This window comes from Streptomyces sp. NPDC050448, assembly GCF_040655295.1.
Taxonomy (GTDB): Bacteria; Actinomycetota; Actinomycetes; order Streptomycetales; family Streptomycetaceae; genus Streptomyces.
In genome coordinates, this window is the sequence record NZ_JBFAJR010000021.1 from 101,673 (window position 1) to 125,631 (window position 23,959).

Sequence of the window (23,959 nt, forward strand, 5' to 3'; positions counted from 1 at the left end):
GCCGACCGCCGGACACCCCCTAGCTAGAGGGCGGCGGGGTCCCGCCGTACGGCCGCCACGATGGGGGAGGTGCGGAACTCCCGGGCCAGCGCCGCCAGCGGCCGGGAGTCCAGCCGGTACGGCTCGGGCAGCCCCTGGTCGGCCTCCGCTGGGTGTTCCCCGGCGCCGTCCGCCAGGTCGGCGGCCTCGGCGGCCCCCCGGCGCCGGCAGGCCGCGGCGAGCATGGCCGCGTCGGCCACGACCGAGGCCTGCGGCTCGGCCATCCCCTGGCCGAGCGCGGCCTCGTACGCGGTGCCCCGTACGGCCGGGTCGAACCAGCGGCCCAGGGCCAGGATCCCGTCGTCGATCACCGATTCGCGGTGGATCAGCCGGATCCCGATCGGCGACCACCAGGTCAGCGGCACGGTCGTCACGCTCGACGCGGCGAATCCGCGCAGCGCCTTCCACAGCGGGTGCAGCCGCCGGTACTGGCTGAAGTCCCGCCAGGCCGCCGAGCCGCCGACCAGCGGCACGATGAACCCCGACCCGACCATCAGGGCCGCCGCGGAGGCGAACGGCGGGGCCACGTACGTGGACAGGCCGTCCCAGTCGCGGCCCGCCCAGCGGGCGCCCACCGCCGCCCACTTCGTGACCAGGTACCCCAGGTCCAGCACCCCGCCGAGCACGATCAGGGCCAGTCCGGTGCGCAACGGACGCAGCGAGGGGCGCACGCGCAGCAGCCACTTCCAGCACAGCAGGGTGAGCGTCGAACTGCCCACGGTGTGCGCGAGCAGGTAGCAGACGATCATCTCGCGCAGCCAGGGCGTGTTGGCGTAGTACGTGTCCAGGTCCCGGAGCCGCTCCACCGGCGCGTCGCCGATCGCGAACAGGGCGACGATGAGCAGCGTGACGGCGCCGAACACGGCCACCGTCAGCCGGGTCGCCCGCCGCACGACCGCGGCCGGGCCGCCGCCCCACTGCAGGACGAGGACGATGCACGACCCCGAGAACGCGGTCAGCACGCTGTACACCAGCGGGGCCGAGAAGTTGACGATTCCGGTGAGCCGGTTGACCGCGGCGATGGTCGGCGGCGCCGCCAGGAACATGACGAGGCAGCCGACGACGAGCAGGGTGCACACGGCCCGCATGAGCGGCTGGTCCCAGCCCCGGCGCAGGGTCGGCGCCTTGATCAGCAGCGCCAGGATCATCACCGACCCCGGTACGTACAGGATGAGACCGTCGGTCATCGCGCCTGGCCGACGGGACCGACGGGACCGACCGGACCGACCGGGCCCACGGGGTCGGCCGGGCCCACCGGGCCGGATCCCCGCTCGAGTCCCGCGACGGCCCGCTCGGCCGCGGTCAGCGGCGGCGCCTTCAGCGCACCCCGGTCCGAGGCGCGCAGCACGTGCCAGACCACCGAGGGGCGCAGCCAGTGCGTGGGCGGGCTGCTCATCGTGATGACCTGGAGGAATGCGCCGGTCAGCGCCTCACGCGTGGTGGCCCCGGTCATCAGCCGGTCGACGTACGCGTTGAGCAGCCCGGCACCGGCCCGCGGCTTCATGCCGGTGGCCCCGGGATACAGGATGTCCTGCGAGGTGGCGAGCTCCCAGGCGGTCGCCACCTGCGGGACGAGCGCCCGTTGCGCCTCGCGGCCGAAGGCGGGATGGGCGAGGCCCTTGGTGCGCAGCAGGGCGCGCACGGCCAGCAGGCCCTGGGCGGCGACCGTCATCCCCTGTCCGTACAGCGGGTTGAAGGTGGCGACGGAATCACCGACGGCGAAGAAGCCGTCGGGCAGGTCCGCCTTCTCGAAGTAGACCCGGCGGTTGGCGGTGCCCTGGGTGACGGCGACGTCGGTGAGGGGCTTCCTGCCTTCGAGGAGTTCGCCGACGACGGGATCGCGGATGGCCTTGGCGAACGGGATGAACTGCTCGGGGTCGCCGGTGGGCTGGCCGCCGCGGGTGCCGGACAGGGTGGCCTGCCACTGGCCGTTCTCGATGGGGACGATCGTCGCGGTCTGCCCGGGTGCGCGCACCCGCGGATCGGACTGCACGTTGACGATCGGGAATCCCATCCCGTGGGCTCCGGCGGGGGCTTCGAAGATCCGGGTCGCATACACCAGGCCGGAGTCGACCTGGGCCTGTCTGATCCCGCCGACCCCGAGCTCCTGCAGCCACGCCCGGGCCCGGGAGCCGCGCCCGCTGGCGTCCACCACGAGGTCGGCGGTCAGCAGCCGGCCCTCCTCGTCGGGGGAGTCGACGCGGACGCCGGTGACGCGGGCCGCCGTACCCTCCAGGGCCCGTACGCGGCTCTGCTGGAGGGTGGTGACGCCGCGCAGGCCGGTCACCCGGGCGCGGACCACCGAGTCGAGGAGGTCGCGGCTGCACGAGATGTTGAACTGCTTCTCCCCGCAGCGCGGGACCCAGCCCTGGGCGGTCTTGGTGACCAGGTCGGTGGGCAGGCTGCGGCGCATCGCGCCCGCCGCCGTCCAGTCGTCGGTGATGCCCGGGAGTATCTTCTCGATGGCACGCGCCCCGCCCGACCACATGACGTGGACGTGCCGGGCCTGCGGGAGCCCGCGCCGCGGCGACGGGGTGCCGGGCAGCGTGTCGGCGTCGATGATCGTGACCGTCGCGTGCTCGGCGAGCACGGCCGCCGCGAGCAGGCCGGCCATGCTGCCGCCGATGACGACGGCGTGGCGGGGCGGGGAAGTCTGGGTCATCGGGGTGCTCTCTGTCAGGGCCGTGCGGGGCAGCGGCGCGTGAGGTGCGTCGGCGGGGGAGGCGGTGGTCACCGGGGCGTCATCGGTACGCCGCGGGGGTGTGCACTCAACGGCTCCAGCCGAGCGAGGACTTGATGCGCTCGATCGCCTCGGGGAACCGTTCCTCGCGGGGCCCCGGCAGGAACGCCTTCAGGAGCTGGCCCAGGTACAGGCCGAAGGTCTCGGCCCGGATCTCCGCCGGATCCTCCCGGTCCGCGCGGGCGGCCGCCTGCCGGACCACGCTGCCCAGTCCGGTCTCCGAGTGCAGCAGCTCGGCGAGATCGCCCCGGCGTCCCGTGAGCCGGGCCGCCACGGCCATGCCCGGGCCGTGGCTGTCGCAGGTCCCTTCCTCCAGGTGCCATAACTCGTGGCAGGCGATGACGAGCTGGTGCTCGGGCCGGGTGCGCTCCTCGATGACGAGCAGGTCGCGCTCTTCCATCTCCAGCCACAGCCCGCTGGCCGTGTCGGGCGGGAATCCGGCGAACCGGAACTCCACCGGCCGGCCGCCGCGCCGGCGGCCGTACGCGGCGCACAGACTCCCGATGATCCCGGCGGCATCGGCCGGCTGCGCCAGGCGCGCCTCCGCCAGCAGATCTCCGCCGAGCTTCCGCATGGTCCGTGTGATCCTCATCGCGCTCCCCCCTCGGCAGCCTTCCGGTCGTCCGGCACCGCCACGCGGTGCGGGCGTTCACGGCCCGCGCCCGGGCGCCCCAGCTGGCCCTCGCGTGCCAGCAGGTCGTCGAGGTGGTCGGCCAGCGACTTCCAGCCCGCCGGAGAGAGCCGTCCGGCCCGCGTGACGATGCTCCGTACATCGTGCGCCCGCAGCACGGCGAGCATCGGGTTTTCCGCGGTGCGTCCGGCGGTTTCCAGCTCCTGCTCGATCCCGGAGAGGGCGGTGGCGAGCGCCTCGGTGTCGTCGGCCAGCAGGAAGCCGCCGTCGACCCCGTAGAAGCGCTGGATCCCGGCGGCCGCCGCGAGGTTGGGCAGGCCCTCACCGCGCGTGAGGCGGGTCAGCGACTGCCCCGACGCGTCGAAGGAGTGGGCGATGGCGGCGAGCGAGTGGGCCTGGCCGTCCGCGCGCAGCCGGGTGCGGCGCAGGTGCTCGAACCGCTGGTGCACCTGCTCCTTCAGCGGGAGCCGGGGCGGTGCGCCGTCGAGGGTGAGCCGGATGTCGTTCGGGGGCATGCCCGTCAGGTACGAGAGGTGCTCGAGGTCCTCCGCGGCACCGGAGCCGGTGGCGGCGAGGGCGCGTTCCACCGCGCACTGGCTGTCGGCGAGGAGGAAGCCGGCGTAGACGCCGAAGAACCGCTGCACGCCTGCCGCGTGGCCCAGCCTGGGCAGTCCGGTGCCCGCGTTGAGGGGGCCGAGGGAGGCGCCGGGCGCTTGGAAGTCCTCGGCGATGGCGGCGAGGGACCACTCCCGGCCGTGCTTGTCGCGGCGGGTCGCCCGCAGCCGCAGGAAGCGCCGGTGCACCCGCCGGCACAGCGGCACTTCGGGCGCGGTCCCGGCCACGACCCGGGGGATGAGCGCGGGCTCGACTCCGCAGAGCCGGCTCAGCCGCTCCGGTGACAGCACCTCGGCCGGATCCCGGCCGCTCCGCTCCGCCAACGCCGCGACGCGGGCCCAGGTCGAGGCCAGGTCGGGTCGGGGGGCGGCTGGCACCGTGAGGTTCTCCGTATGTCGAGAGGACGTTCGAGAGCTTCGGCTCCGTGCAGCGTAGCCCTCAGCCTCCCGGCGAAACAGGAGATCCCCCACCTTTCTTGCGATGTGAGTCAAAGAAGGTTGGCATGCCGGCCGCCGGCGCCGGCATGACCTCGGAGGTAATCGACCCCGGCGCGGGGCGGCGGCACAGTGGAGCCATCGGGTTCCGAGTCCGCGCACTCGGCCTCGGAACCCGTCCCACCAGCGCATTCGGCCGCGCGACCGGTCGGCCGCGCGCCCCACCCACCCTCGACGGAGGCTGATCCGCCATGTCCGCGACCCTGCTCGGCAGCATCGCCCGCACCACCGTCCCGCAGACCGCGCTGCGCCGCTTCCTCGCCCTCGACAGCGTGGTCACCACCGGGAACGGCCTCGTGTACGCCGCCTTCTCCGCGCCGCTCGGCCGGCTGCTCGGCGTCGGCCAGGCCGCCCTGCTCGAACTCGGCCTGTTCCTGACCCTCTACGGGGCCGGCGTCGGCTGGCTGGCCTCGCGCCGCCGGCCGCCGGTCCTGCCGGTGAAGTGCGTCATCGGGGCCAACTACGCCTGGGCGGCCCTCAGCCTGGTCTCGCTCTTCCTCTGGGACGCCCCCACCAACGCCGGCCTGGTGTGGATCCCGGCCCAGGCCCTCACCGTCGCCGCCTTCGCCTTCTTCCAGCAGCTGGCGCTGCGGACCGCCTCAGGGCGCCAGTGAGCGCAGGTACTTCGCCGTCGCCGCGTCGGCCGGGAGGAGGGTCTCGATGGCCAGCTCGGCGACGGTCACGTCCATCGGCGTGTTGAAGGTCGCGATCGAGGACACGAAGGAGAGCAGGTGCCCGTCGTGCTCGATCACCAGCGGCAGTGCGATGTACGGGACGGCCTCCTCGGGTTCGGCGTCCCCCGGCCGGTCGGCGACCGGATAGGCGGACACCTCCTCGTACAGCGCGCGCAGCGGTGCGGAGCGGGCCAGCGCGATCTGCCGCTCCATCTGGGCCAGCAGGTGGCCGCGCCACTCCCTGAGGTTGCGGATCTTCGGCGCCAGGCCCTCGGGGTGCAGGGTGATCCGCATGGCGTTCAGCGGCGGGGCCAGCAGGTGCTCCGGCAGGCCGTCGAGCAGCATCGCGATGCCGCGGTTGGCGGCCACGACGCGGTACGTGGCGTCCACGACCAGCGCCGGATACGGCTCGTAGCCGGTCAGCAGCCGCTCCAGGCCCTCGCGCAGCGTCCCCATCGAGGGGTCGTCCAGCGGGGTCTGCGCGTAGTGCGGGGCGTAACCCGCCGCGAGCAGCAGCGCGTTGCGCTCGCGTACCGGCACGTCGAGGCGGTCCGCGAGCCGCAGGACCATCGCCTCGCTCGGCCGGGACCGCCCGGTCTCGATGAAGCTGATGTGACGGGACGAGGAGTCGGCGCGGCCCGCCAGCTCCAGCTGACTGATGCCGCGCCGCTCCCGCCAGGTGCGCAGCAGGGCTCCGACGGACGGGGTTGTGGTCATGCTCACGACGTTAGCTCAGGAGGGTCAGCCCAGGTCGAAGACGTTTCGAAGGCCGAGACGGTGGCGCCACAGGTCGTGCCGCCGGAAGGACTCCACCTCCGGCGCCCGGTACATCGGCAGGACCGCACACCGCTCCGCCGCCGAACCGTCCCTGTCCAGCAGGGCGTTGACGGCGGCGCGGGCCGAGGCGTTGGCCCCCTCCATCGTCGCCAGGTCGATGTCGACGGCCACGTAGTCCCCGCTGAGGAAGAAGTTCGGGACGCGGGTGTCCGCGCTCGGCCGGTTGTGGAAGGTCCCGGTGGGGTGGATCAGCAGCTGGTCCTGGTTGGTCGGGTTCGGGGTCCCGAGCCCGTCCACCCCCGGGTCCAGGAACCACGAGTGCAGGGTGCGGTCCGTCAGCGGCGTCGTCCCGGTGTCGTTGAGGGAGGCCTTCAGCTGCGCCCACACCTCGCGGGCGACCTCCTCACGGGTGCACTGCTTGGCCGTCTTCCCGTACAGGATCCCCGGCTTGTCCCAGTCCGAGATGTCCACCGACAGGCAGTCCACCGCCACGCCGTCGCCGTAGCAGGCCGGGAAGTCGCGGGCCGGCCAGTGCTCGGCCTGCTGGATCGCCGTCAACGACCAAGGCGAGTCGATGCAGTTGAGGTGCCCGTGGACGAGGGGTGCGCGCTCGGTGAGGTAGAACTGGATGCCGGTCATCCAGTCGGTCTCCAGCCGGTCGCAGCGGCCCAGCATCGGGTCCGCGGCCCGCAGCCCCGCACTCCAGGTGCGCCGGGCGTGCTCGACCGGCAGGGCGCTGACGTAGTGGTCGGCGCTGACGGTCTGCCGGTCCCCGGCCGCGTCCAGGACCGTGACCCCGCTCACCCGGCCGTTCCCGTACTGCACCTCCTGCACCGTCCAGCCGATCCTGAACTCCACGCCGAGGGAGCGCAGACGGGCCTCCCACGGGTCGATCCACGCCTCGTTGGTCGGCAGGTTGAGGATCCGGTCCGGCGGCCCGTCCGCGCCGCGCCCCAGCGCGTTGAAGACGAATGCCTCGCCCAGGGTGCCGACGGTGCGGGTGGAGGCCTCCTCGGCCTTGGTCGCGACGATGTTGCGGGTGATGCCCACGGCGAGGATGCGCTGGTACTCGTTCGACATCTGCGCCGCCCGCACGAACTCCCACCAGGGGGTGTGCTCCCAGACCTCGTTGCGGCGCTCGTCGCAGCTGGTGAGGAAGACCAGCACGCGGTCGACGAAGTACGCCGTCTCGTGGGGCGGCAGCCGGACCAGCGACTGCAGGATGCCGGTCAGGGCGCGGCGGATCTCGTCGGGGGTCAGCTCGGCGGGGGAGTGGCCGGGCCAGGGGATGGGTGCGCGCAGGTCCTCGCGCCCGCCGGCCCGGGCGAACATCATCTCGGGCGGGGCGACGAGGTTGTCCCACACGCCGTGGGCGTTGCCGGGGAAGGGGATGCGCCGCATGGTGTCGGGCAGGTTGTGGTAAATGCCCGGGATGAAGCGGAAGCCGTGCTCGGCGGGCAGCGGCCGGCGGCCGCCGCGGGCGCTGCCGGGAACGTCCATGCTGCGGGCCTTGCCGCCGAGCGCGCGGCGCTCGTAGACGGTGACGGCGTAGCCGCGCTCGGCGAGTTCGTGGGCCGCGGTGAGTCCGGCGACCCCGCCGCCGAGGACGGCGACCCGGCGGCCGTTCGGCAGTGCAGTGGTTTGCGGGGTCTGGGCGTGGGCGGGGGCGGCCACGGCCCCGGAGGCCCCCAGTGCCCCGGCGGTGGCTGCCGCCCCCGCGATGAACGTGCGCCTCGAACTGCCCGTGCGCGTCATAGGCAAGCCCCTTTTGGTGTCCGGAACGGAGAGCGGTGCGTATTACCGGCGGTAACAGCCGCGTCGGCGCAGGAGCATAGGGGCGCCGCCGCGGACCCGGAAGGCGCGGAAGTACCCGCACGCACTATGGCGCGAAACCTTCCCTCCGGCCTGCGCTGTGGGAACCTTGACCCACATCAGAAGTCCGGCCCGAACGGTCAAGGAGCATGCCGATGGCAGATGAGCCGCTTTCGCAGAAGGAGATCGAGGACCGGTTGCGGGAACTCCCCGGCTGGGCCTTCGAGGACGACCGGATCATCCGCACCTACCGGCTGGGCACCCACTTCGCGGCCAGCGCACTCGTCGCCCACATCGCCGCGGTCCAGGAGGAGTTGAACCACCACTCCGACCTCACCCTCGGCTACAACACGGTCCGGGTGTCGGTGAACACGCACAGCGCCGGCAACGTCGTGACCCGGTTCGACTTCGCGCTCGCCGAGCGGGTCGAGACCCTCGCCCCCGCCCACGGCGCGAGCTGATGCCGATAGCGAAGCCGCTGCTCGACTACGACAGCGAAGCCGAGGCCTACGACGCCACCCGCGGCGGCACCCCCCGCGCCGAGGCCGCCGCCGCGGCGGTCCTCGGCCTGCTCCCGGCCGGCGCGGCCACCCTCCTCGACCTCGGCTGCGGCACGGGCATCGTCACCGCCCGGCTGACCCGGCCCGGGCTGCGGGTCCTGGGCGCCGACGCCTCGTACGGGATGGCCGCGATGGCGGCGGGCCGCGGGGTCCCGGTGGTGCTCGCCTCCGGGGCGCGGCTGCCCGTGCCCTCCGGGTCGCTGGACGCCGTGAGCGCGGTGTGGCTGCTGCACCTGCTGCGGGATCCGGGCGCGGCGGCGGCGGTGGTCGCCGAGACGGGGCGGGTGCTGCGACCCGGCGGGGTGTTCGTCACCACCGTCGACAAGGACGCCGCGCACGACGTGGGCAGCGACATCGACGAGCTGCTCGCGCCGCATCTGACGCCCACCCCGGCCGACTCCGCCGCGGCCGTGACGGCGTACGCGGCCGAGGCGGGCCTGCGGCCGTACGGCGAGGCCCGGTTCACGGGCCACGGCCAGGGCCGCACCCCGCGCGGTGCCGCCGCCGCACTGCTGGCCGGGCAGTACGCCTCCCGGGTCAGCCCCCGCGGGACCACCCCGCGCGAGCTCGCGGACCGGCTGGAACTCCTGCCCGGGCAGGACACCCCGCGCGCGGAGCCGACGTACCGGCTGCGCAGCTTCGTACGGGACCGACGGACGACAAGGTGACGCACGACAAGGTGACGCACGGCGGGTGACGGGCGGCGGGTGACGCACGGCGGGTGACGGGCGGCGGATGACCATGCGGACGCCATCGACGCCTGGCGGGCCGAACCGGAGTTCGCGGTGCACTTCGGTGCCTGCCGTGCCTGCCGTGCCCTGTGCGAAGACGTCCGCGCGGCGAGCTACGAGGTGGTCGTCTCCGGCTGACCCCGGCCCGGGCCGGGAAGGACCGGCTCCAGGCGCCACCACTGCGACGGCGAGTCGGTGTCCTCGCACTGGCGGACCAGGCCCTCCTCGTCCCCCTCCAGCGGCAGCCCGCTGATACAGGCGATCAGCGACACCACGCCGGGATCGTCGAGATGCTCCTCGACGATCCACTCCTGCGCGCCGAACGCGTTCGGCCGCCACACCTGGACACGGGTGCCGCTCTCTGTCGACGCGTTCGCGACGTCGAGCCGTTTGTCGTTGTGGACGCTGACGACGTGGACGATCCCGCCGCCGCTGTGCACCGGCGAGATCCGCCACTGCCGGGCGGCGAGGGGCCCGGCGGGATTCTCGGGCCCCACCCCTACCCGCGTGCCGCCCTCCAGCTGGAGCAGCAGCCCACTGGCCGCATTGCGCACCAGATACACCCCGTCGGGGACGCTCACACCGCACCCCTCAGAAGTCGAAGACGGCCGGATCCGGCCCGATCCGCCGGGCCGTGGGTCCCGTACCCAGCGCGTCCAGCGCGGCGAGGTCGGCGGCGTCCAGCTCGAAGCCGAAGACGTCCAGGTTCTCCCGGATGCGCGACGGGGTCACGGACTTCGGGATCACGATGTTCCCGAACTGCAGGTGCCAGCGCAGCACCACCTGGGCGGCGGAGCGCCCGTGCTTGGCGGCGACCCCGGCGACGGCCGGGAGCGTCAGCAGCTCCTTGCCCTGGCCGAGCGGGGACCAGGCCTCGGTCGCGATGCCGAGCCGACGGTGCAGGGCGCGCAGCTCGGCCTGCGGGAAGAGCGGGTGCAGCTCGATCTGGTTCACGGCCGGGACCAGGGAGCTCTCGGCGCCGAGCCGCTCCAGGTCCGCGGGGCGGAAGTTCGACACGCCGACGGCGCGGGCGCGGCCACTCGCCGCGATCTCCTCGAAGGTCTTCCAGATGGCGATGACGTCCTCGCGCATCGGGCGCGGCCAGTGGATCAGGTACAGGTCGATGTGGTCGAGGCCCAGCTTGTCGAGGGATTCGTCGAACGCCCGCAGCACGGCGTCCCGGTCCCACGTCTGCGACGGCCCGTTCCACAGCTTGGTGGTGACGAACAGTTCCTCGCGCGGCACCCCGGCCCCGGCGACGGCCCGGCCGGTGCCCCGCTCGTTGCCGTAGACGGCCGCCGTGTCGATGCTGCGGTAGCCCGCCTGCAGCGCCGCCCCGACCACCCGCTCGGCCTCCGCGTCCGGAACCTGCCAGACGCCGAAGCCGAGCTGGGGCATGAGCGTGCCGTTGTTGAGCTTGATGCTGGGGACCTGGTTCACGTTCGGCTGTTCCCTCGGATCGTCGGTCGGGTACGAGGGGCGACAACCGGCCGCCCCTGCGACGTATTCCCGCCAGGACCCGGATGGATCGGACACACCGTCAGGACGTACCCAGATAGGCCACCTCGGCGGGCGTGCCCTCGGCGAGGACCGCGCCGAGGTCCAGGACGACCACCCGTGTGCAGAGGTCCATCACGAAGGCCACGTCGTGCTCCACGAGCAGCACCGCACACCCCTCCTCCTCGGCCAGCCGCCGCACGACCGCCGCGAGCTGCTCGCGCTCGGGCGCCGGCAGACCGGACGCGGGCTCGTCCAGCAGCAGCACGCGCGGCGGATCGGCCACGGCGCGGGCCAGCTCGACCATCCGGGCCTGCCCGACCCCGCCTACGGGGGCCGTCAGGGCTGGTAGAGGGCCGCCACCTCCATCGCGTACGCCTTCTCGATCGCCCGCCTCTTCAGCTTCAACGAGGGTGTCAGCAGACCCCGTTCCTCCGTGAACTGTTCCCCCAGCACCCGGAAGGTGCGGATCGCCTCGGCCTGTGAGACCAGCGTGTTCGCGGCCACCACCGCCCGCCGGACCTCCGCCGTCAGATCGGGGTCGTGGATCAGCTGCGCCGCCGGCAGCTGCGGGCGGCCGCGCATCGACAGCCAGTGCGCGACCCCCTCCATGTCCAGGGTGAGCAGGGCGGCCACGTACGGCCGGTCGTTGCCCACCAGCACGCACTGCGCGACCAGCGGATGCGAGCGCACCCGCTCCTCGAGGGCGGTCGGCGAGACGCTCTTGCCGTTGGAGGTCACCAGGATCTCCTTCTTGCGCCCGGTGATCGTCAGGTACCCGTCCTCGTCCAGCCGCCCCAGGTCCCCGGTCGCCAGCCAGCCGCCCCGCAGCACCGCCTCCGTGGCGCGCGGGTCGTTCAGGTACCCCGCGAAGACGTGGCCCCCGTGCAGCCAGATCTCCCCGTCGTCGGCGATGTGCACCGCAGCGCCCGGGATCGGCCGGCCCACCGTGCCGTACTTCGTCGCGCCCGGCGGGTTCGCGGTGGCCGCCGCGCAGGACTCGGTCAGCCCGTAGCCCTCGAACACCGTGATCCCGGCCCCGTCGAAGAACAGCCCGAGGCGGCGCGACATCGCCGACCCGCCCGACATGGCGTGCCGCACCCGGCCGCCCAACGCCTCGCGGACCTTCCCGTACACCAGCTTCTCGAAGAGCTGGTGCTCCATGCGCAGCGCGGCCGAGGGGCCCGGCCCGACGCCGAACGCCTTCTGCTCGCGCGCCTCCGCGTACCGTACGGCCGTCTCGACCGCCCGGTCGAAGGGACCCGTACGCCCCTCCGCCTCCGCCTTGCGGCGGGCCGCCGCGAACACCTTCTCGAAGACGTACGGGACCCCCAGCACGAACGTCGGCCGGAACGCGGCGAGGTCCGGCAGCAACTCGGCCGCCGCCAGCACCGGCTGGTGCCCGAGCTTCACGCGCGCCCTGACGGCCGCCACCTCCACCATCCGCCCGAAGACGTGGGCGAGCGGCAGGAACAGCAGGGTGGAGGGCTGCTCCCCCGGCCCGGCCTGGAAGACGGACTCCCAGCGGGCCACCATCGTGTCGGCCTCGAACATGAAATTGCCGTGGGTGAGCACACAGCCCTTGGGACGCCCAGTGGTCCCCGAGGTGTAGATGACGGTGGCGACGGCGTCGGGCGTGACCGCGGCGCGGTGGCGGTGCACCAGGTCGTCGGAGACCCCGCGGCCGTCCGCGACGAGCGCCTCGACGGCCCCGGCGTCCAGCTGCCACAGCCGCCGCAGGTGCGGCAGCCGCTCGATGACGGACCCGACGGTCATGGCCTGGTCCTCGTCCTCGACGACGCAGGCGGTGCAGTCGGAGTCCTGGAGGATCCAGTGCACCTGCTCGACGGAGGAGGTCGGGTAGACGGGGACGGGCTGGGCGCCGATCGCCCACAGGGCGAAGTCGAACAGGGTCCACTCGTACCGGGTCCGGGACATGACGGCGACCCGCTCACCGAACCGGACCCCCTGGGCCAGCAGCCCCCGCGCCAGCGCGAGCACCTCGGCGGCGAGCTCCCCGGAGGTCACGTCCCGCCAGACCCCGCCGCCCTTCCGCCCGAGCACCACCCGGCCGGGATCCTCCTGGGCATGCCGGAAGACTGCGTCGGCAAGCCCGCCGACGGGTGCCGCCGTGACGACGGGTGGGACGGTGATCTCGCGCATGCCCCGCTCCTCTCCGCGCAGCGCGGCGACGCTACCCCACACCTCCCCGCGGTTGATCACCGTGCGAAGACCTCCACAAGACCTCCCCAGGGCAGGTCGGGGTCCCGTCGGACGGGGCCGGCCGGAGGTGGGGAAGGGCCGTCCGGGGAGACACTCCCCGCGGCGACGGCCCGGAAACGCGCAACGTCCCGCCGATCCGGCGCCGGGCATGCGGCAGGCCCGCGGCGGCGACGCGCGCTCAGTGGTCCGCGGCTGCCGGACCGCCCGGAACGAAGGAATCCAGGACCGTGTCGAAGTGGCTCCTCGCCTCCGCGAGCCGGCCGACGGGAGCGGACACCCAGACGTCGTACATGCGTCCGTCCTCGTCCCAGCAGACGTCGAAGGTGTGCCGGGCGCCTTCGGCGGCGGTGAAGCCGTTCCAGGTGAACTCCCAGAGGGCGGCGGGCAGTCCGTTGTGCGTGGTCGGGACGACCGTGCCGTCGCGGTAGCCGGGGTTGGTGGCCGGGCCGCTCGCGTGCGAGAGCCGCATGGCGGCGACCGGCCCGCCGGACGCCGCCGGCTTCACCTTGACGCCGATCCGGAAGGCCCCGTCCGGCGACACGTAGAACACCCGCTCGTCGTCGGTGGTGCGCTGGAAGCCGTTGGGTACGGCGAGACCGAAGCCCTCCGGATCGGACACGGACCGGTACCCGGCGGGCGCGGGCTTGGCGGGCGCAGGCGCCGACACGGTACGGGCGGGCGCCGCGGTGGGCGAGAGGGTCTGCGCGGGCTTGGCGCCGGCGGGGGCCGGGCCCGGACCGGAGGCCGCGGCGGAGGCGGAGGCGGGCGTCGTCTGTTTCTCGCTGTTTCGGACCGCTGTTGGTCATGCGTTGGTCACGTGGCCACACATGCGGTCGTGGCGCACCGGAGCGTGCTCAGCCCAGTCCAACAAGATCGTCTATTCCGGAACAGGAATAGTCCGGAGTCGGCATGGACGTGGGGCGATGGGGCTCCGTAGCGTCGTCTCAGGCGGTCCCAAGCGGGGACCGGAGGCGAGGGGGCACCATGGCGCGAGACGGACTGACCCGACTCACCGGCAAGGTCAACGGGCCCAACTGCGACGACGACGATTGCCCGAACGTCTACCGGCACGAGGGTCGCGGCTCCATCGTCGTGCAGGGTGATGTCTTCAACGGCTTCACTGTGCCGGAGGGGGAAGGCCTCGTGGAGATCCCGGAGCACGTCCTGAGGGAGGCTGTCCGTGCACTTGGATGGTGACGCGTGGCGGAAGGCTTTCGACTCCTTCACGCAAGAAGCGTGGCGGTTCGAGGCTCAACCCACCTACACCATGCCTCGGGAGGCGGAGAACGTTGCCCGATTCCTCAGAGGCGAAGGCAAGCCGGTTGACCACAACACTCGTTGGCATGAGCGGGTGCGCAACTACCTGTCTTCTGGGCGGCAGATAGGCCGGGTGCGCATTGTTCGGCAACCGCTCACCGACTATCAGCGCTATCAGTTCGCGTGGGGCATTCCTGGCAACATCGAGGCTGGAGAGGATATTCGTATCCTCGACGTCACAAACCACGACTACGGATTGCCGCTGAGTGTAGTCGACTGGTGGATGTTCGATGACGCGCGAATTGTTTATCTGAACTTTCGTCCGGACGGAACCCAGGTCGACCGCGAAACGTTCGAGGGCGACATCACACCGTACCGAGAGTGGAAGCGTATTGCGCTTGCCGCGTCCGTACCGTTCGCGGAGTACGTGAAAGAACATAGGTGACGTTCGAGCCTGAACAGCTAGGGCAGTCCAAGACTGATCTAGCAGAGAAGCTGAGAGAGCTACGCAAGGCAGCCGGTCTCACAGGAGACCGGCTGGCCAAGCGTTGCAATATGTCTCAGTCGCAGATCAGTAAGTTCGAGACAGGCAAGAAGACCCCCAAGCTTATCGACGTGGAGCGCATCCTTCGAGCGCTTAACGCCCCGCCTGAGCTGATTACTGAAATAGCAGCCCTGGCGAGGATCGCTAACACTGAGTGGCAGGACAAGCGTTCCTCATGGCGTAGAGGCTTGGAGAAGCGGCAGGCAGAGCTGGCGGCGCTAGAGGCCGAGGCGACTGCCCTCCGATACTTCCTCCCTGCCATGGTCACAGGTTTGCTGGCAACTCCGGAGTACGTACGAGCCAGCTTGAGCAACGCTCCCGGTGACAAATCCAAGACGGTGGCGCGCAAGCTGGAAAGGCAAGCGGTTCTCTACGACACTTCAAAGTCCTTCACTTTTCTGCTCACCGAGCAAGCCGTGAGATGGGCGATCGTGCCGCCTCCGGCCATGGCCGTGCAGATTGACCGGCTCGCCTCGCTTTCTCACTTGCCAAACGTACGCGTTGGCGTGATTCCGCTCGGTGTCCAGATATCACGTGGCCCGATGAACACCTTTACGATCTATGACGATCGACTGGCCACAGTAGAGAACTTCACCGGGCGCATGGTGTTTCAGGACTCTCGCGACGTTGCTGAGCATCTTGCCGTGTTCGCAGCCTTTGAGCGTCACGCTTTGTTTGGGCCGATGGCGCGGCAGCGGCTCTCCGAATGGGCTGAGCTCTACAGAGCTTGACTTTTTATGCCACAACGGGAATGTGCCTAGCGGCATCGCCGACGCACCGGAATTATCTACCCATGCCGACACCGTCGATGGAGGAAATTCCAGTGAGCAGCCCCACGACAACCATGGACCCGCCTGTTCATCTTTCTCTTCCTCGGACACCGCCAGCGCCCGCTTCGGGTTGTGGTGTCTGCGCTGCTCTGGTGAAGCAGCGGGGAACAGCCCACAAGGTCGGGGATATGTCAGCCGTCTCTGACTGCAACGTTGAGTTGGCCGCGCACCCGAAGCACGAGGCAGCGCGGTAATGGATATGCAGACGTGGCGAGACAGCTGGACCCGGGCCACGAACGCCGCCGACTCGATACGCGCGGCTCTGGCCGCGCTGGGTGTCCCTGAGGCCGCGTGGAGCAGCGTTCGGCCTGTGGTCACGAAGACCGGTCGCGCCTACGTCGAGCTCGGGACTGTCCCGGCTGACGTGGTGGAGCAGATAGCGGAAGCACTGCGGGACCCCTTGGCTCGCTGAGCCGTTCTCAGAATCCTGTCACCGCCGCCCTCTCGACGGGAGACAGGTAGACCCCCGACCGGACAAGGCTTGAACAGGGACAGGACGTGTCCCGTCTGAGTTGACGTGCTCAGGTTCTCCCCCCAGTCCGCCCCTTGGCTGGGGTGCCGCCCTGGCCGTGAGGGCAACGCTCCGGCACCAGGGAAGGCCGGAGCCCCCTGATCAACCGAAGGAGGTGAAGCGATGACCGACCCCGGCGACAAGGAGGGCGGCGGAGAGAAGTTCCCGCCCCCGCCCGCCGCGTAGCCAGGCCCCAAGCGTCGAGAGAGAGGGAGTCTCACTGTGACGACCATGCTGGAATCCCCCGTCGCCTTACGGCGCGGGCGGGACCTCGTCAGTCCCGAGCTGTTCGAGAAGGTGTCGGAGTTCTGCGCGCAGGAGTACGGACACGAGCTGTCCACCGCCCACCGGCGGTGGCCGGGCGGCCGGTCCTCCCGGACCGGTCCACGGTGACGACGATTCCGGGCAGTTCCTTGACCTCACTCGCGCTGGCACCGACGTAGGGCAGGACCTGAGAGGACGTGGCCCGACCGCCGTGCATCTTGATCCGTGCCCTCACCCAGGATCAGCAGGACTGTGGACGCGTCGGCACGGCCGACCACCTCGTAACCCAGGTTCCGCACAACCGCACGAGCTGTCTCCCAGTCGTACCCAGGGATCTCACCCGCCACCGTCATGGACGGCAGGGGCTCAGCCTCCGTCACGTCCGCTGCCTCGCTCTCAGCCTCAGTGACAGCCTGAGGTACGGCAGCAACCGGCGCGCGCTCCTCCGAAACCGGCTCAAGCTCCCCGACGACTTCCGTATCCACGACTGGAGGCACAGCAAGGTCACGAACGACCTGGAAGCCGGGGAGAACCCCGTAGAAGTCTCCGCCAACGTCCGGCACCACTCGCCTGGCTACACGATGGCCCGGTACGGGCACTCTCGTAAGGACGGAGCGCGGAAGCTCGCCGCCTCCGGTGCGGGCCGACTCGGCCTGTCATCCCTGGTCTGACCTGGGGAATCTCTGGGCCGTTGGTCAGGTGGTTGGTCACGCCACCGCCTGGAAAAGCAAAAAACCCCACATGGAGTGGGGTCTCAGCTGGTGTCCGAGGGGGGACTTGAACCCCCACGCCCGATAAAGGGCACTAGCACCTCAAGCTAGCGCGTCTGCCATTCCGCCACCCGGACTAGGTGGTCGGCCCCGGTTTCCCGCGGCGACAAGGACAACAATAGCAAAGGATCGGGGTGGCTCCGACCAGGTATTCGGCCCGGGCCGCTCGCTGACCTGCACGCATGCCCCCGAGGGGTTGGCGAGACTCCGCGTCTCGCGGGTCAGCGGGGCGCCGCGGTGCGCTCGGCCGTCAGCCAGTCGTCGTTGTGCTGCCAGGCGTAGAGGGTGGTGCCGTCCATGTAGGCGTAGTACAGGCCGCAGCGCGCGGTGGCCTTCCCCCGGGCGTCCTTCGGGAACCAGTCCTCCGCGAGCGGGACCTCCTGCGCGTGCGGGCGCGGCTCCGTCATGCACGCGGTCGGCAGCCGGTCGTCCGGCAGGGTCGCCTTCAGCAGGCGGTCGCCGCCGGTCGTCCTCATCGCGTACTGCACCGACGTCGCGTCGTCCGCCAGCCAGCGCGGGACCGAGGCCCGCGCCGTCTTCGCCTCGGCGCCCGTCGCGTACGTGCTCGCCTCCTCGTGGCGGTTCCCGTACCAGTCGGCCGCGGCCGGGAGGGCGACCACGGTCGCGAGCCCCACGGCCGAGACGACTGCGGCAGCGGTCAGGATGACGGACCTGCGGATCATGCGGCTTTTCGCTTCCCTCGGCGGCGGACGGCGTGCCTCCATCCTCCGGCCGCCCCCGGGGCCGGCGCGTCCCTCCGCGGGGCGGGATCCGCGTACGTCTCAGGTCGCACGACCCCGAAGAGCTCCCGGATGCCGGTACGAGCTGGACACCGGGGGTGCCGAGACGGTCGGATGATCGCCGCAGGTCTGCATCCAGGGGGAGCCACGCATGGAAACCGAGCACCGCGTCAGCACGTTGGAGCTCTTCTTCGACCTCGTCTTCGTCTTCACCATCACCCAGCTGACGGTGCTGCTCGCGGACGACATCAGCTTCCGGGGCGCGGGCCAGGTGCTGGTGATCTTCACCGTGCTGTTCTGGATGTACGGGGGCTACGCGCACCTCACCAACCAGGTGCCTCCCGACCGCACCGTACGCAGGGTGATGCTCATCCTGGCCATGGGGGCGTTCCTGGTGTGCGCGCTGGCGGTGCCGACCGCCTTCGGCGCCGGCGGGATCGCCTTCGGGCTCGGGTACCTGTTCGTCGTCCTCGTCCACAGCGCCCTCTTCACCCAGGCGCACGGGTTCGGCGTCATCTGGTTCGCGCTGCCCAACGTGCTGTGCGCGCTGTCGGTGCTGGCCGCCGGGTTCTTCGACGGACCGCCCGCCGTGGCGCTGTGGATGCTCGCCCTGCTGATCCAGTTCGTCGTGCCGCAGCTGGTCCAGCGGGCCGCGGCGAGCGGGGCGGAGCCCGCCGAGCCCGACGACGACGGCGCGACCACCGTGACGACCGTCAGCGAGCAGCTCGGCGGCATGAGCTCCGAGCACCTCGTGGAGCGGCACGGGCTGCTGCTGATCATCGTCTTCGGCGAGTCTGTGATCGCGATCGGCATCGGAGCCGGCTCGCTGCCGCTGTCCGTGGGGATCGCGGCAGGCGCCTTCCTCGCACTCGCCACCGCGTCCGCGCTGTGGTGGATGTACTTCGTGCGCGACGAGGGCCGGGCAGAGGAGGTCTTCGCCGCGACCGCGCCGGAGAAGCGGTTCAAGCTGGCGATGCTCGCGTACTACTACGCCTTCCTGCCCATGCTGCTCGGCATCGCCGCCTTCGCGGCCGGCGTCAAGAAGACCATCGGGCACCTGGGCGAGCACCTGGACACAGGACCGGCACTCGCCCTCGCGGGCGGGGTCGCCGTCTACCTGGCCGGGGACCTGGCCTTCCGGGCCGTGCTCGGGATCGGCCCGGCCCGCTTCCGGGCGGCGGCGCTGGTGCTCGTCCTGGCCACCGTCCCGGTCGGCGCGGCCACCGCCGGGCTCTGGCAGCTGCTCGCGCTGGTCGTCGTCCTCCTGGGCGCGCTGGGCGCCGAGGTCCGCTGGACCCCGGGCTGCTCGGCGGCTCCTACGGGCAGCGGATGACCTGGCCGGCGTACGAGAGGTTGCCGCCGAAGCCGAAGAGGAGGATCGGGGCGCCGGTGGGGATCTCGCCGCGCTGGACCAGCTTCGAGAGGGCCATCGGGATGCTGGCGGCCGACGTGTTGCCGGAGTCCACGACATCGCGGGCGACGACCGCGTTGACGGCGCCGATCTTCGCGGCGAGCGGCTCGATGATCCGCAGGTTCGCCTGGTGCAGGACGACCGCGGCCAGCTCCTCGGGGGTGACTCCGGCCTTCTCGCACACCTTGCGGGCGAGCGGCGGGAGCTGGCTGGTGGTCCAGCGGTAGACGGACTGGCCCTCCTGGGCGAAGACCGGCGGGGAGCCCTCGATCCGGACCGCGTGGCCCATCTCCGGGACCGAACCCCACAGGACCGGGCCGATGCCGGGCTCCGCGCAGGCCTCGACCACGGCCGCGCCCGCACCGTCGCCGGTCAGCACACAGGTGGTGCGGTCGGTCCAGTCGGTGATCTCGGTCATCTTGTCGGCGCCGATGACCAGGGCGCGGGTGGCGGAGCCGGCCCGGATCGCGTGGTCGGCGGTGGCCAGGGCGTGGGTGAAGCCCGAGCAGACGACGTTGAGGTCCATGACGGCCGGGCTGCCGCCCAGGCCCAGCTTGGCGGCGACGCGGGCGGCCATGTTGGGCGAACGGTCGATCGCGGTGGAGGTGGCCACCAGGACGAGGTCGATGTCGTCGGGGGACAGTCCGGCGCCGGCGAGGGCCTTGCCCGCGGCCTGGAAGGCCAGCTCGTCCACCGGTTCGTCGGGGCCCGCCATGTGCCGGGTCTTGATGCCGACCCGGGAGCGGATCCACTCGTCGTTGGTGTCGACCATGGCCGCGAGGTCCTCGTTGGTGATCACTTTCGCGGGCTGGTAGTGCCCTAGAGCCACCACGCGTGAACCGGTCATGGGCGGGGTCCCCCCTCGTACGGAAGTCAGGATCACCCAGCTTGACCTGCTACTGATGGGTACGGGTGCACGTGACCCAACAGGATTACCGCCCCTGAATTTGGAGATTCCGGAGGATCCTCCTGCCGGGAGCGCCGCGGAACGGCGATCCGGGAGAATGGGCCCGTCAGCTGCACGACAAGGTGCACGGCGAGGACAGAACGGGCGGGCTGATCACCATGGGACGGGTCACCGAGCGCCGTCGTGTCATCCGGGTGCGGAACGGGGTGGCCGGGGTCCGCCCGGACACGCTGGTCGCCGAGGAGCCGCTGGAGATACGGCTCAACGGAAAGCCGCTCGCGATCACGATGCGCACCCCCGGCGACGATTTCGCGCTGGCGGTGGGTTTCCTGGTGAGCGAGGGCGTGCTCGGCTCCGCGTCGGACGTACGGGCCGTGACCTACTGCGAGGGGGCGGCCGAGGACGGCAGTAACACCTACAACATCGTCAACGTGCAGCTCGCGCCCGGTGTCCCGGTGCCGGACATCACGCTCGAACGGAACGTCTACACCACCTCCTCCTGCGGCCTGTGCGGAAAGGCCAGCCTGGACGCGGTGCGCACGGCCACCCGCTTCCCGCTCCAGCGGACCGCGGCCGAGGACACCGTACGGATTCCCGCGGAGCTCCTCGGTGAGCTGCCGGACCGGCTCCGCGCGGCGCAGAAGGTGTTCGACCGCACCGGCGGTCTGCACGCCGCCGGGCTGTTCTCCCCGCAGGGCGAGCTGCTGGACCTGAGGGAGGACGTCGGCCGGCACAACGCCGTCGACAAGATCGTCGGCCGGGCGTTCCGGGCCGGCCTCCTCCCGCTGGCGGGCGCGGTGCTGCTGGTGTCCGGCCGGGCCTCCTTCGAGCTCGCGCAGAAGGCGGTGATGGCGGGCATCCCGATTCTTGCCGCCGTCTCGGCGCCGTCCTCGCTGGCCGTGGACCTGGCCCTGGAGTCGGGCCTGACCCTGGTCGGCTTCCTGCGCGGGCAGAACATGAACATCTACGCGGGCGAGGAGCGGATCACCCTGTAGGGGTCCCGGGTGTCCCGGGCGTCCCGGCGTCCGGGGCCTCCCCGCGTCCGGTCCTCGGGCCTCGGCCCCGGGGCGTGGAGTCAGCGGCCCCGGCGGGCGCGCCGCTTGGCTCCCGGCCTGGGCTCCGGTGCGGGCGGGTCGATGCGGTGGAGGTCCAGGGTCGCCGGGACCGGGGTGACGCCCGGGCCGCCGGACTCCGCCCACGCGATGACCTCGTCGGTCGCGGTGTCGTCCAGGGCCCAGCCGAACCAGGCCGCGCGGGCGCCCCGGCGGCGCGCCTCGGTGGTGGGCTGGACCACGATGACATTGGCCTGCGCGCACGGCCCGAGGCAGTCGCTCGTACGGACGGCGAGCCGGCCCCCCGACGCGGCGGCGGCCTCACGCAGCCGGGCCAGTTGGCCGGCGTGGTCGGAGCCGGGGTTCTTGCGGGGATCCCCGCAGCAGCAGCCGCGGCAGACCACGAGGGTGCAGGGGCGCTCGGCGTGGGCGGCGAGCGGGCGTATCCAGGTCACCGCCGCACGTTACCGGGCCTGCGGCGCAGGGTGTTGGGCCCTGGAGGAGACCTCCACCACATGCCCGGCGGGCAGTTCGGCATCCGCTCCGGGCCCGGAGCCCCGGGCGCGGCGGCGCGCCAGCACCGCGCACACCATCAGCTGCATCTGGTGGAACAGCATGAGCGGCAGCACCGCGAGGCTCGCCTGGGCCCCGAACAGCACGCTGGCCATGGGCAGTCCGGCCGCGAGGCTCTTCTTCGACCCGGCGAACTGGATGGCGATCCGGTCCGCGCGGCCGAACCCGAGCCGCTTCGCCCCGTACCAGCTCACCAGGAGCATGACGGCGAGCAGTACGGCCTCCAGCGCCATCAGGGCGGCCAGGCGCGGGACGCTGACCCGGTGCCAGATCCCGGCGGCCATGCCCGCGCTGAAGGCGGCGTAGACGACGAGCAGGATCGAGCCGCGGTCGACGTGGCCGAGGACCTTCTTGTTCCGGAGCAGGAATCCGCCGGCCCAGGGGCGCAGTGCCTGGCCCAGCAGGAAGGGCAGCAGGAGCTGGAGGACGATCTTGAGGAGGGAGTCGGGGGAGAACCCGCCCGCGCCGTTCCCGAGCAGGCCGGCGGCGAGGAGCGGGGTGAGGAAGATGCCGGCGAGGCTGGAGAAGGAGCCCGCGCAGATCGCCGCCGGGACGTTGCCGCGGGCGATCGAAGTGAAGGCGATCGAGGACTGGATGGTCGAGGGGACCAGGCAGAGGAAGAGCAGTCCGCTGTAGAGCGGGGGCGTGAGGAGGGTGGGGACCAGTCCCCGGGCGGCCAGGCCGAGCAGCGGGAAGAGGACGAAGGTACAGGCCAGCACGGTCAGATGGAGCCGCCAGTGGCGCAGGCCGTCGAGGGCCTCGCGGGTGGACAGCCGGGCGCCGTAGAGGAAGAAGAGCAGGGCCACGGCCCCGGTGGCGGCGCCCTCGGCGACGGAGGCGGCCGGCCCGCGGGCGGGCAGCAGGGCGGCGAGGCCGACGGTGCCGAGGAGGGCCAGGACGTACGGGTCCAGCGGCAGCCAGGCGGGTAGGTGCGGGCGGCGCATGTACAGGACTCTCTTGCTCTGGGGGGCGGCGGGGCGGGGGCTTGTCCCGGGTGCCTCCTCATCGTCGTGCGAAGGCCGGTCATCGGGAAACCCGTACACCGCACTTACTGTCATTGCCTTTCGTGATGGCCGTGCCGCAGCATGGGAGGCATGTACGACCCCGTCCAGTTGCGCACGTTCCTCACGGTGGCCCAGACGCTCAGCTTCACCCAGGCCGCCGGCCGGCTCGGCGTCCGGCAGTCCACGGTCAGCCAGCACGTACGGCGGCTGGAGGAGGCGACGGGTCGCCCGCTCTTCCTCCGGGACACGCACAGCGTCGAGCTGACGGAGGACGGCGAGGCGCTGCTGGGTTTCGCCCGGACCATCCTGGAGGCGCACGAGCGGGCGGCGGCCTACTTCACCGGGACGCGCCTGCGGGGCCGGCTGAGGTTCGGGGCGTCGGAGGACTTCGTGCTGACCCGGCTGCCGGAGATCCTCGAGGGCTTCCGGCACGAGCATCCCGAGGTGGACCTGGAGCTGACGGTCGAGCTGTCCGGGACCCTCCACGAACGGCTGGACGCGGGACGGCTCGACCTCGTCCTGGCCAAGCGGCGCGGGCCGGGCGACGAGCGGGGCCGGCTGGTGTGGCGGGACCGGATGGTGTGGATCGGGGCGGAGGGACTGCGGGTGGACCCGGACCGGCCCGTGCCGCTGATCGTCTTCCCGCCGCCGGGGATCACCCGGGCCAGGGCGCTGGAGGTGCTGGAGCGGGACGGGCGGGCGTGGCGGATCGCGTGCACGAGCGGCAGCCTGAGCGGGCTGGTCGCGGCGGCGAGGGCGGGGCTGGGCGTGATGGCCCACACCCGGGGTCTCATCCCGCCGGGGCTGGTCCGGGTGCCGGGGCTGCCGGACCTCGGGTCGGTGGAGTTCGCGCTGCTGAGGGGGGAGCGGGGGTCGGCGGCGGCGGAGGCGCTGGCGGCCGCGGTCCTCTCGGGCGCAGACCGCCTCACCCGCGCCGGCTGACCCCGCCGCGGGGACGCGCCGCGGGGACGTACCGCGGGGACGCGCCGGTCCGGCTTGCGCCGCTGAGTCCCGGCCCGCGCCGGGGACGGGGCCGGGTCCGCGGTCCCGCTCCCGCCGTGAGGCCGGCCACCGTTGCGTGGGTCGGCCCCTGCCTCGGGGGGAGGGGCCGGCCACGGAAGGACCCGAAGCCCGCGCCGCAGGCGTCGGCGGGGTCGGACGGGCCTCGGGGCGTCGGACGCCTTGGTGGGGGCGGTCAGGTGCCCAGGACCAGGAGGCCCTCGGCCGTGGGGAGGCTGCCCGGGGTGAGGGGGGCGAAGGTGAACGGCAGGGCCAGCCGGGGCGGTCCGGATTCCGGGAGGGG

The 23,959-nt window shown here is 72.1% G+C and carries 26 protein-coding genes and 1 tRNA gene; 10 read left to right on the top strand and 17 right to left on the bottom strand.

From position 1 onward, the window contains the following. Positions 1–23: 23 nt before the first annotated feature. The 4 genes from AB0I68_RS23910 to AB0I68_RS23925 all read right to left on the bottom strand — a co-directional run bounded on the left by AB0I68_RS23910 (position 24) and on the right by AB0I68_RS23925 (position 4,402). Positions 24–1,226, bottom strand: a complete 1,203-nt coding sequence (locus tag AB0I68_RS23910; protein WP_363179382.1) for an MAB_1171c family putative transporter — start codon at positions 1,224–1,226, stop codon at positions 24–26. Beyond that, positions 1,223–2,701, bottom strand: a complete 1,479-nt coding sequence (locus tag AB0I68_RS23915) for an FAD-dependent oxidoreductase (protein WP_363179383.1) — start codon at positions 2,699–2,701, stop codon at positions 1,223–1,225. Before AB0I68_RS23915 ends, AB0I68_RS23910 begins: the two co-directional genes overlap by 4 nt. A gap of 106 nt (positions 2,702–2,807) precedes the next feature. Beyond that, entirely contained in the window at positions 2,808–3,371 is a 564-nt protein-coding gene (locus AB0I68_RS23920) for a toxin-antitoxin system, toxin component (protein ID WP_363179384.1), read from the bottom strand. Beyond that, positions 3,368–4,402, bottom strand: coding sequence for a hypothetical protein (locus tag AB0I68_RS23925; protein WP_363179385.1), 1,035 nt, complete (start codon positions 4,400–4,402; stop codon positions 3,368–3,370). The genes AB0I68_RS23920 and AB0I68_RS23925 overlap by 4 nt, the downstream gene beginning before the upstream one ends. A gap of 308 nt (positions 4,403–4,710) precedes the next feature. Between AB0I68_RS23925 and AB0I68_RS23930 the strand changes: the two genes are divergently transcribed. After that, positions 4,711–5,133 carry a hypothetical protein gene (locus tag AB0I68_RS23930; protein WP_363179386.1) on the top strand — a complete coding sequence of 141 codons (423 nt, stop codon included), beginning with the start codon at positions 4,711–4,713 and terminating at the stop codon, positions 5,131–5,133. Here the strand turns inward: AB0I68_RS23930 and AB0I68_RS23935 are convergent. Together AB0I68_RS23935 and AB0I68_RS23940 are read right to left on the bottom strand one after the other, a co-directional pair. Beyond that, positions 5,119–5,910, bottom strand: coding sequence for a helix-turn-helix transcriptional regulator (locus tag AB0I68_RS23935; RefSeq protein ID WP_363179387.1), 792 nt, complete (start codon positions 5,908–5,910; stop codon positions 5,119–5,121). The two genes, AB0I68_RS23930 and AB0I68_RS23935, sit on opposite strands and share 15 nt — an antisense overlap. Before the next feature lie 24 nt (positions 5,911–5,934). Continuing rightward, positions 5,935–7,725 (bottom strand): FAD-dependent oxidoreductase, encoded by a 1,791-nt coding sequence (locus tag AB0I68_RS23940; protein ID WP_363179388.1) that lies wholly within the window; start codon positions 7,723–7,725, stop codon positions 5,935–5,937. Positions 7,726–7,937: 212 nt separating this feature from the next. On the opposite strand from AB0I68_RS23940, the gene AB0I68_RS23945 reads away from it, so the two are divergent. Beyond that, positions 7,938–8,243: a 4a-hydroxytetrahydrobiopterin dehydratase gene (locus AB0I68_RS23945; protein WP_363179389.1), complete on the top strand. Its 306-nt coding sequence runs from the start codon at positions 7,938–7,940 to the stop codon at positions 8,241–8,243. 17 nt (positions 8,244–8,260) lie between these two features. Then, entirely contained in the window at positions 8,261–9,010 is a 750-nt protein-coding gene (locus tag AB0I68_RS23950; RefSeq protein ID WP_363179414.1) for a class I SAM-dependent methyltransferase, read from the top strand. A gap of 176 nt (positions 9,011–9,186) precedes the next feature. On the opposite strand, the gene AB0I68_RS23955 is transcribed toward AB0I68_RS23950, so the two are convergent. The 5 genes from AB0I68_RS23955 to AB0I68_RS23975 all read right to left on the bottom strand — a co-directional run bounded on the left by AB0I68_RS23955 (position 9,187) and on the right by AB0I68_RS23975 (position 13,412). Continuing rightward, the gene (locus AB0I68_RS23955; RefSeq protein WP_363179390.1) at positions 9,187–9,654 is read right to left on the bottom strand and encodes an RICIN domain-containing protein; all 468 of its coding nucleotides are present in this window, start codon (positions 9,652–9,654) and stop codon (positions 9,187–9,189) included. Positions 9,655–9,664: 10 nt separating this feature from the next. Next, entirely contained in the window at positions 9,665–10,513 is an 849-nt protein-coding gene (locus tag AB0I68_RS23960; protein ID WP_363179391.1) for an aldo/keto reductase, read from the bottom strand. Positions 10,514–10,613: 100 nt separating this feature from the next. Next, positions 10,614–10,877: a hypothetical protein gene (locus tag AB0I68_RS23965; protein ID WP_363179392.1), complete on the bottom strand. Its 264-nt coding sequence runs from the start codon at positions 10,875–10,877 to the stop codon at positions 10,614–10,616. A 32-nt stretch (positions 10,878–10,909) separates the two neighbouring features. After that, positions 10,910–12,733, bottom strand: coding sequence for a long-chain fatty acid--CoA ligase (locus AB0I68_RS23970; protein ID WP_363179393.1), 1,824 nt, complete (start codon positions 12,731–12,733; stop codon positions 10,910–10,912). A 238-nt stretch (positions 12,734–12,971) separates the two neighbouring features. Further along, on the bottom strand, positions 12,972–13,412 hold the full coding sequence (locus AB0I68_RS23975) for a hypothetical protein (RefSeq protein ID WP_363179394.1): 441 nt from the start codon (positions 13,410–13,412) through the stop codon (positions 12,972–12,974). Positions 13,413–13,777: 365 nt separating this feature from the next. Here AB0I68_RS23975 and AB0I68_RS23980 point away from each other — a divergent pair, with 365 nt between their 5' ends. The 4 genes from AB0I68_RS23980 (at position 13,778) to AB0I68_RS23995 (ending at position 16,328) form a co-directional block, all read left to right on the top strand. Then, positions 13,778–13,990, top strand: a complete 213-nt coding sequence (locus AB0I68_RS23980) for a hypothetical protein (RefSeq protein WP_363179395.1) — start codon at positions 13,778–13,780, stop codon at positions 13,988–13,990. Next, the gene (locus AB0I68_RS23985) at positions 13,974–14,495 is read left to right on the top strand and encodes a DUF6879 family protein (protein ID WP_363179396.1); all 522 of its coding nucleotides are present in this window, start codon (positions 13,974–13,976) and stop codon (positions 14,493–14,495) included. The genes AB0I68_RS23980 and AB0I68_RS23985 overlap by 17 nt, the downstream gene beginning before the upstream one ends. Then, complete coding sequence (locus AB0I68_RS23990) at positions 14,492–15,325, top strand: helix-turn-helix transcriptional regulator (protein ID WP_363179397.1); 834 nt, start codon at positions 14,492–14,494, stop codon at positions 15,323–15,325. Before AB0I68_RS23985 ends, AB0I68_RS23990 begins: the two co-directional genes overlap by 4 nt. Before the next feature lie 832 nt (positions 15,326–16,157). Continuing rightward, positions 16,158–16,328 carry a hypothetical protein gene (locus tag AB0I68_RS23995; RefSeq protein ID WP_363179398.1) on the top strand — a complete coding sequence of 57 codons (171 nt, stop codon included), beginning with the start codon at positions 16,158–16,160 and terminating at the stop codon, positions 16,326–16,328. Positions 16,329–16,354: 26 nt separating this feature from the next. Here AB0I68_RS23995 and AB0I68_RS24000 read toward each other — a convergent pair whose 3' ends face one another. The 3 genes from AB0I68_RS24000 to AB0I68_RS24010 form a co-directional block, all read right to left on the bottom strand. Further along, positions 16,355–16,762, bottom strand: a complete 408-nt coding sequence (locus AB0I68_RS24000) for a hypothetical protein (RefSeq protein WP_363179399.1) — start codon at positions 16,760–16,762, stop codon at positions 16,355–16,357. Positions 16,763–16,958: 196 nt separating this feature from the next. Next, positions 16,959–17,046: transfer RNA gene (locus AB0I68_RS24005), tRNA-Leu, on the bottom strand. A 144-nt stretch (positions 17,047–17,190) separates the two neighbouring features. Continuing rightward, complete coding sequence (locus AB0I68_RS24010) at positions 17,191–17,652, bottom strand: hypothetical protein (RefSeq protein ID WP_363179400.1); 462 nt, start codon at positions 17,650–17,652, stop codon at positions 17,191–17,193. 208 nt (positions 17,653–17,860) lie between these two features. Here AB0I68_RS24010 and AB0I68_RS24015 point away from each other — a divergent pair, with 208 nt between their 5' ends. Then, positions 17,861–19,042, top strand: a complete 1,182-nt coding sequence (locus tag AB0I68_RS24015; protein WP_363179401.1) for a low temperature requirement protein A — start codon at positions 17,861–17,863, stop codon at positions 19,040–19,042. Here the strand turns inward: AB0I68_RS24015 and AB0I68_RS24020 are convergent. Beyond that, on the bottom strand, positions 19,026–19,967 hold the full coding sequence (locus AB0I68_RS24020; RefSeq protein ID WP_363179402.1) for a beta-ketoacyl-ACP synthase III: 942 nt from the start codon (positions 19,965–19,967) through the stop codon (positions 19,026–19,028). The two genes, AB0I68_RS24015 and AB0I68_RS24020, sit on opposite strands and share 17 nt — an antisense overlap. Positions 19,968–20,185: 218 nt before the next feature. On the opposite strand from AB0I68_RS24020, the gene fdhD reads away from it, so the two are divergent. Beyond that, complete coding sequence (gene fdhD / locus AB0I68_RS24025) at positions 20,186–21,022, top strand: formate dehydrogenase accessory sulfurtransferase FdhD (protein ID WP_363179403.1); 837 nt, start codon at positions 20,186–20,188, stop codon at positions 21,020–21,022. A gap of 80 nt (positions 21,023–21,102) precedes the next feature. Here the strand turns inward: fdhD and AB0I68_RS24030 are convergent, their stop codons facing one another. Continuing rightward, entirely contained in the window at positions 21,103–21,534 is a 432-nt protein-coding gene (locus AB0I68_RS24030; RefSeq protein ID WP_363179404.1) for a (2Fe-2S) ferredoxin domain-containing protein, read from the bottom strand. A gap of 9 nt (positions 21,535–21,543) precedes the next feature. Then, a complete protein-coding gene (locus AB0I68_RS24035; RefSeq protein WP_363179405.1) occupies positions 21,544–22,596 on the bottom strand; it encodes a bile acid:sodium symporter family protein in 1,053 nt (350 codons plus the stop codon). Between the two features lie 150 nt (positions 22,597–22,746). Here AB0I68_RS24035 and AB0I68_RS24040 point away from each other — a divergent pair, with 150 nt between their 5' ends. Continuing rightward, positions 22,747–23,598, top strand: a complete 852-nt coding sequence (locus AB0I68_RS24040) for a LysR substrate-binding domain-containing protein (protein ID WP_363179406.1) — start codon at positions 22,747–22,749, stop codon at positions 23,596–23,598. Positions 23,599–23,959: the final 361 nt, after the last annotated feature.

Bases quoted from the DNA above. Each gene is read 5' to 3' on its own strand.
- AB0I68_RS23910 (WP_363179382.1), bottom strand. From the start codon at position 1,226: ATGACCGACGGTCTCATCCTGTACGTACCGGGGTCGGTGATGATCCTG.
- AB0I68_RS23915 (WP_363179383.1), bottom strand. From the start codon at position 2,701: ATGACCCAGACTTCCCCGCCCCGCCACGCCGTCGTCATCGGCGGCAGC.
- AB0I68_RS23920 (WP_363179384.1), bottom strand. From the start codon at position 3,371: ATGAGGATCACACGGACCATGCGGAAGCTCGGCGGAGATCTGCTGGCG.
- AB0I68_RS23930 (WP_363179386.1), top strand. From the start codon at position 4,711: ATGTCCGCGACCCTGCTCGGCAGCATCGCCCGCACCACCGTCCCGCAG.
- AB0I68_RS23935 (WP_363179387.1), bottom strand. From the start codon at position 5,910: ATGACCACAACCCCGTCCGTCGGAGCCCTGCTGCGCACCTGGCGGGAG.
- AB0I68_RS23940 (WP_363179388.1), bottom strand. From the start codon at position 7,725: ATGACGCGCACGGGCAGTTCGAGGCGCACGTTCATCGCGGGGGCGGCA.
- AB0I68_RS23945 (WP_363179389.1), top strand. From the start codon at position 7,938: ATGGCAGATGAGCCGCTTTCGCAGAAGGAGATCGAGGACCGGTTGCGG.
- AB0I68_RS23965 (WP_363179392.1), bottom strand. From the start codon at position 10,877: ATGGTCGAGCTGGCCCGCGCCGTGGCCGATCCGCCGCGCGTGCTGCTG.
- AB0I68_RS23970 (WP_363179393.1), bottom strand. From the start codon at position 12,733: ATGCGCGAGATCACCGTCCCACCCGTCGTCACGGCGGCACCCGTCGGC.
- AB0I68_RS23980 (WP_363179395.1), top strand. From the start codon at position 13,778: ATGGCGCGAGACGGACTGACCCGACTCACCGGCAAGGTCAACGGGCCC.
- AB0I68_RS24010 (WP_363179400.1), bottom strand. From the start codon at position 17,652: ATGATCCGCAGGTCCGTCATCCTGACCGCTGCCGCAGTCGTCTCGGCC.
- AB0I68_RS24015 (WP_363179401.1), top strand. From the start codon at position 17,861: ATGGAAACCGAGCACCGCGTCAGCACGTTGGAGCTCTTCTTCGACCTC.
- AB0I68_RS24020 (WP_363179402.1), bottom strand. From the start codon at position 19,967: ATGACCGGTTCACGCGTGGTGGCTCTAGGGCACTACCAGCCCGCGAAA.
- fdhD (WP_363179403.1), top strand. From the start codon at position 20,186: ATGGGACGGGTCACCGAGCGCCGTCGTGTCATCCGGGTGCGGAACGGG.
- AB0I68_RS24035 (WP_363179405.1), bottom strand. From the start codon at position 22,596: ATGCGCCGCCCGCACCTACCCGCCTGGCTGCCGCTGGACCCGTACGTC.
- AB0I68_RS24040 (WP_363179406.1), top strand. From the start codon at position 22,747: ATGTACGACCCCGTCCAGTTGCGCACGTTCCTCACGGTGGCCCAGACG.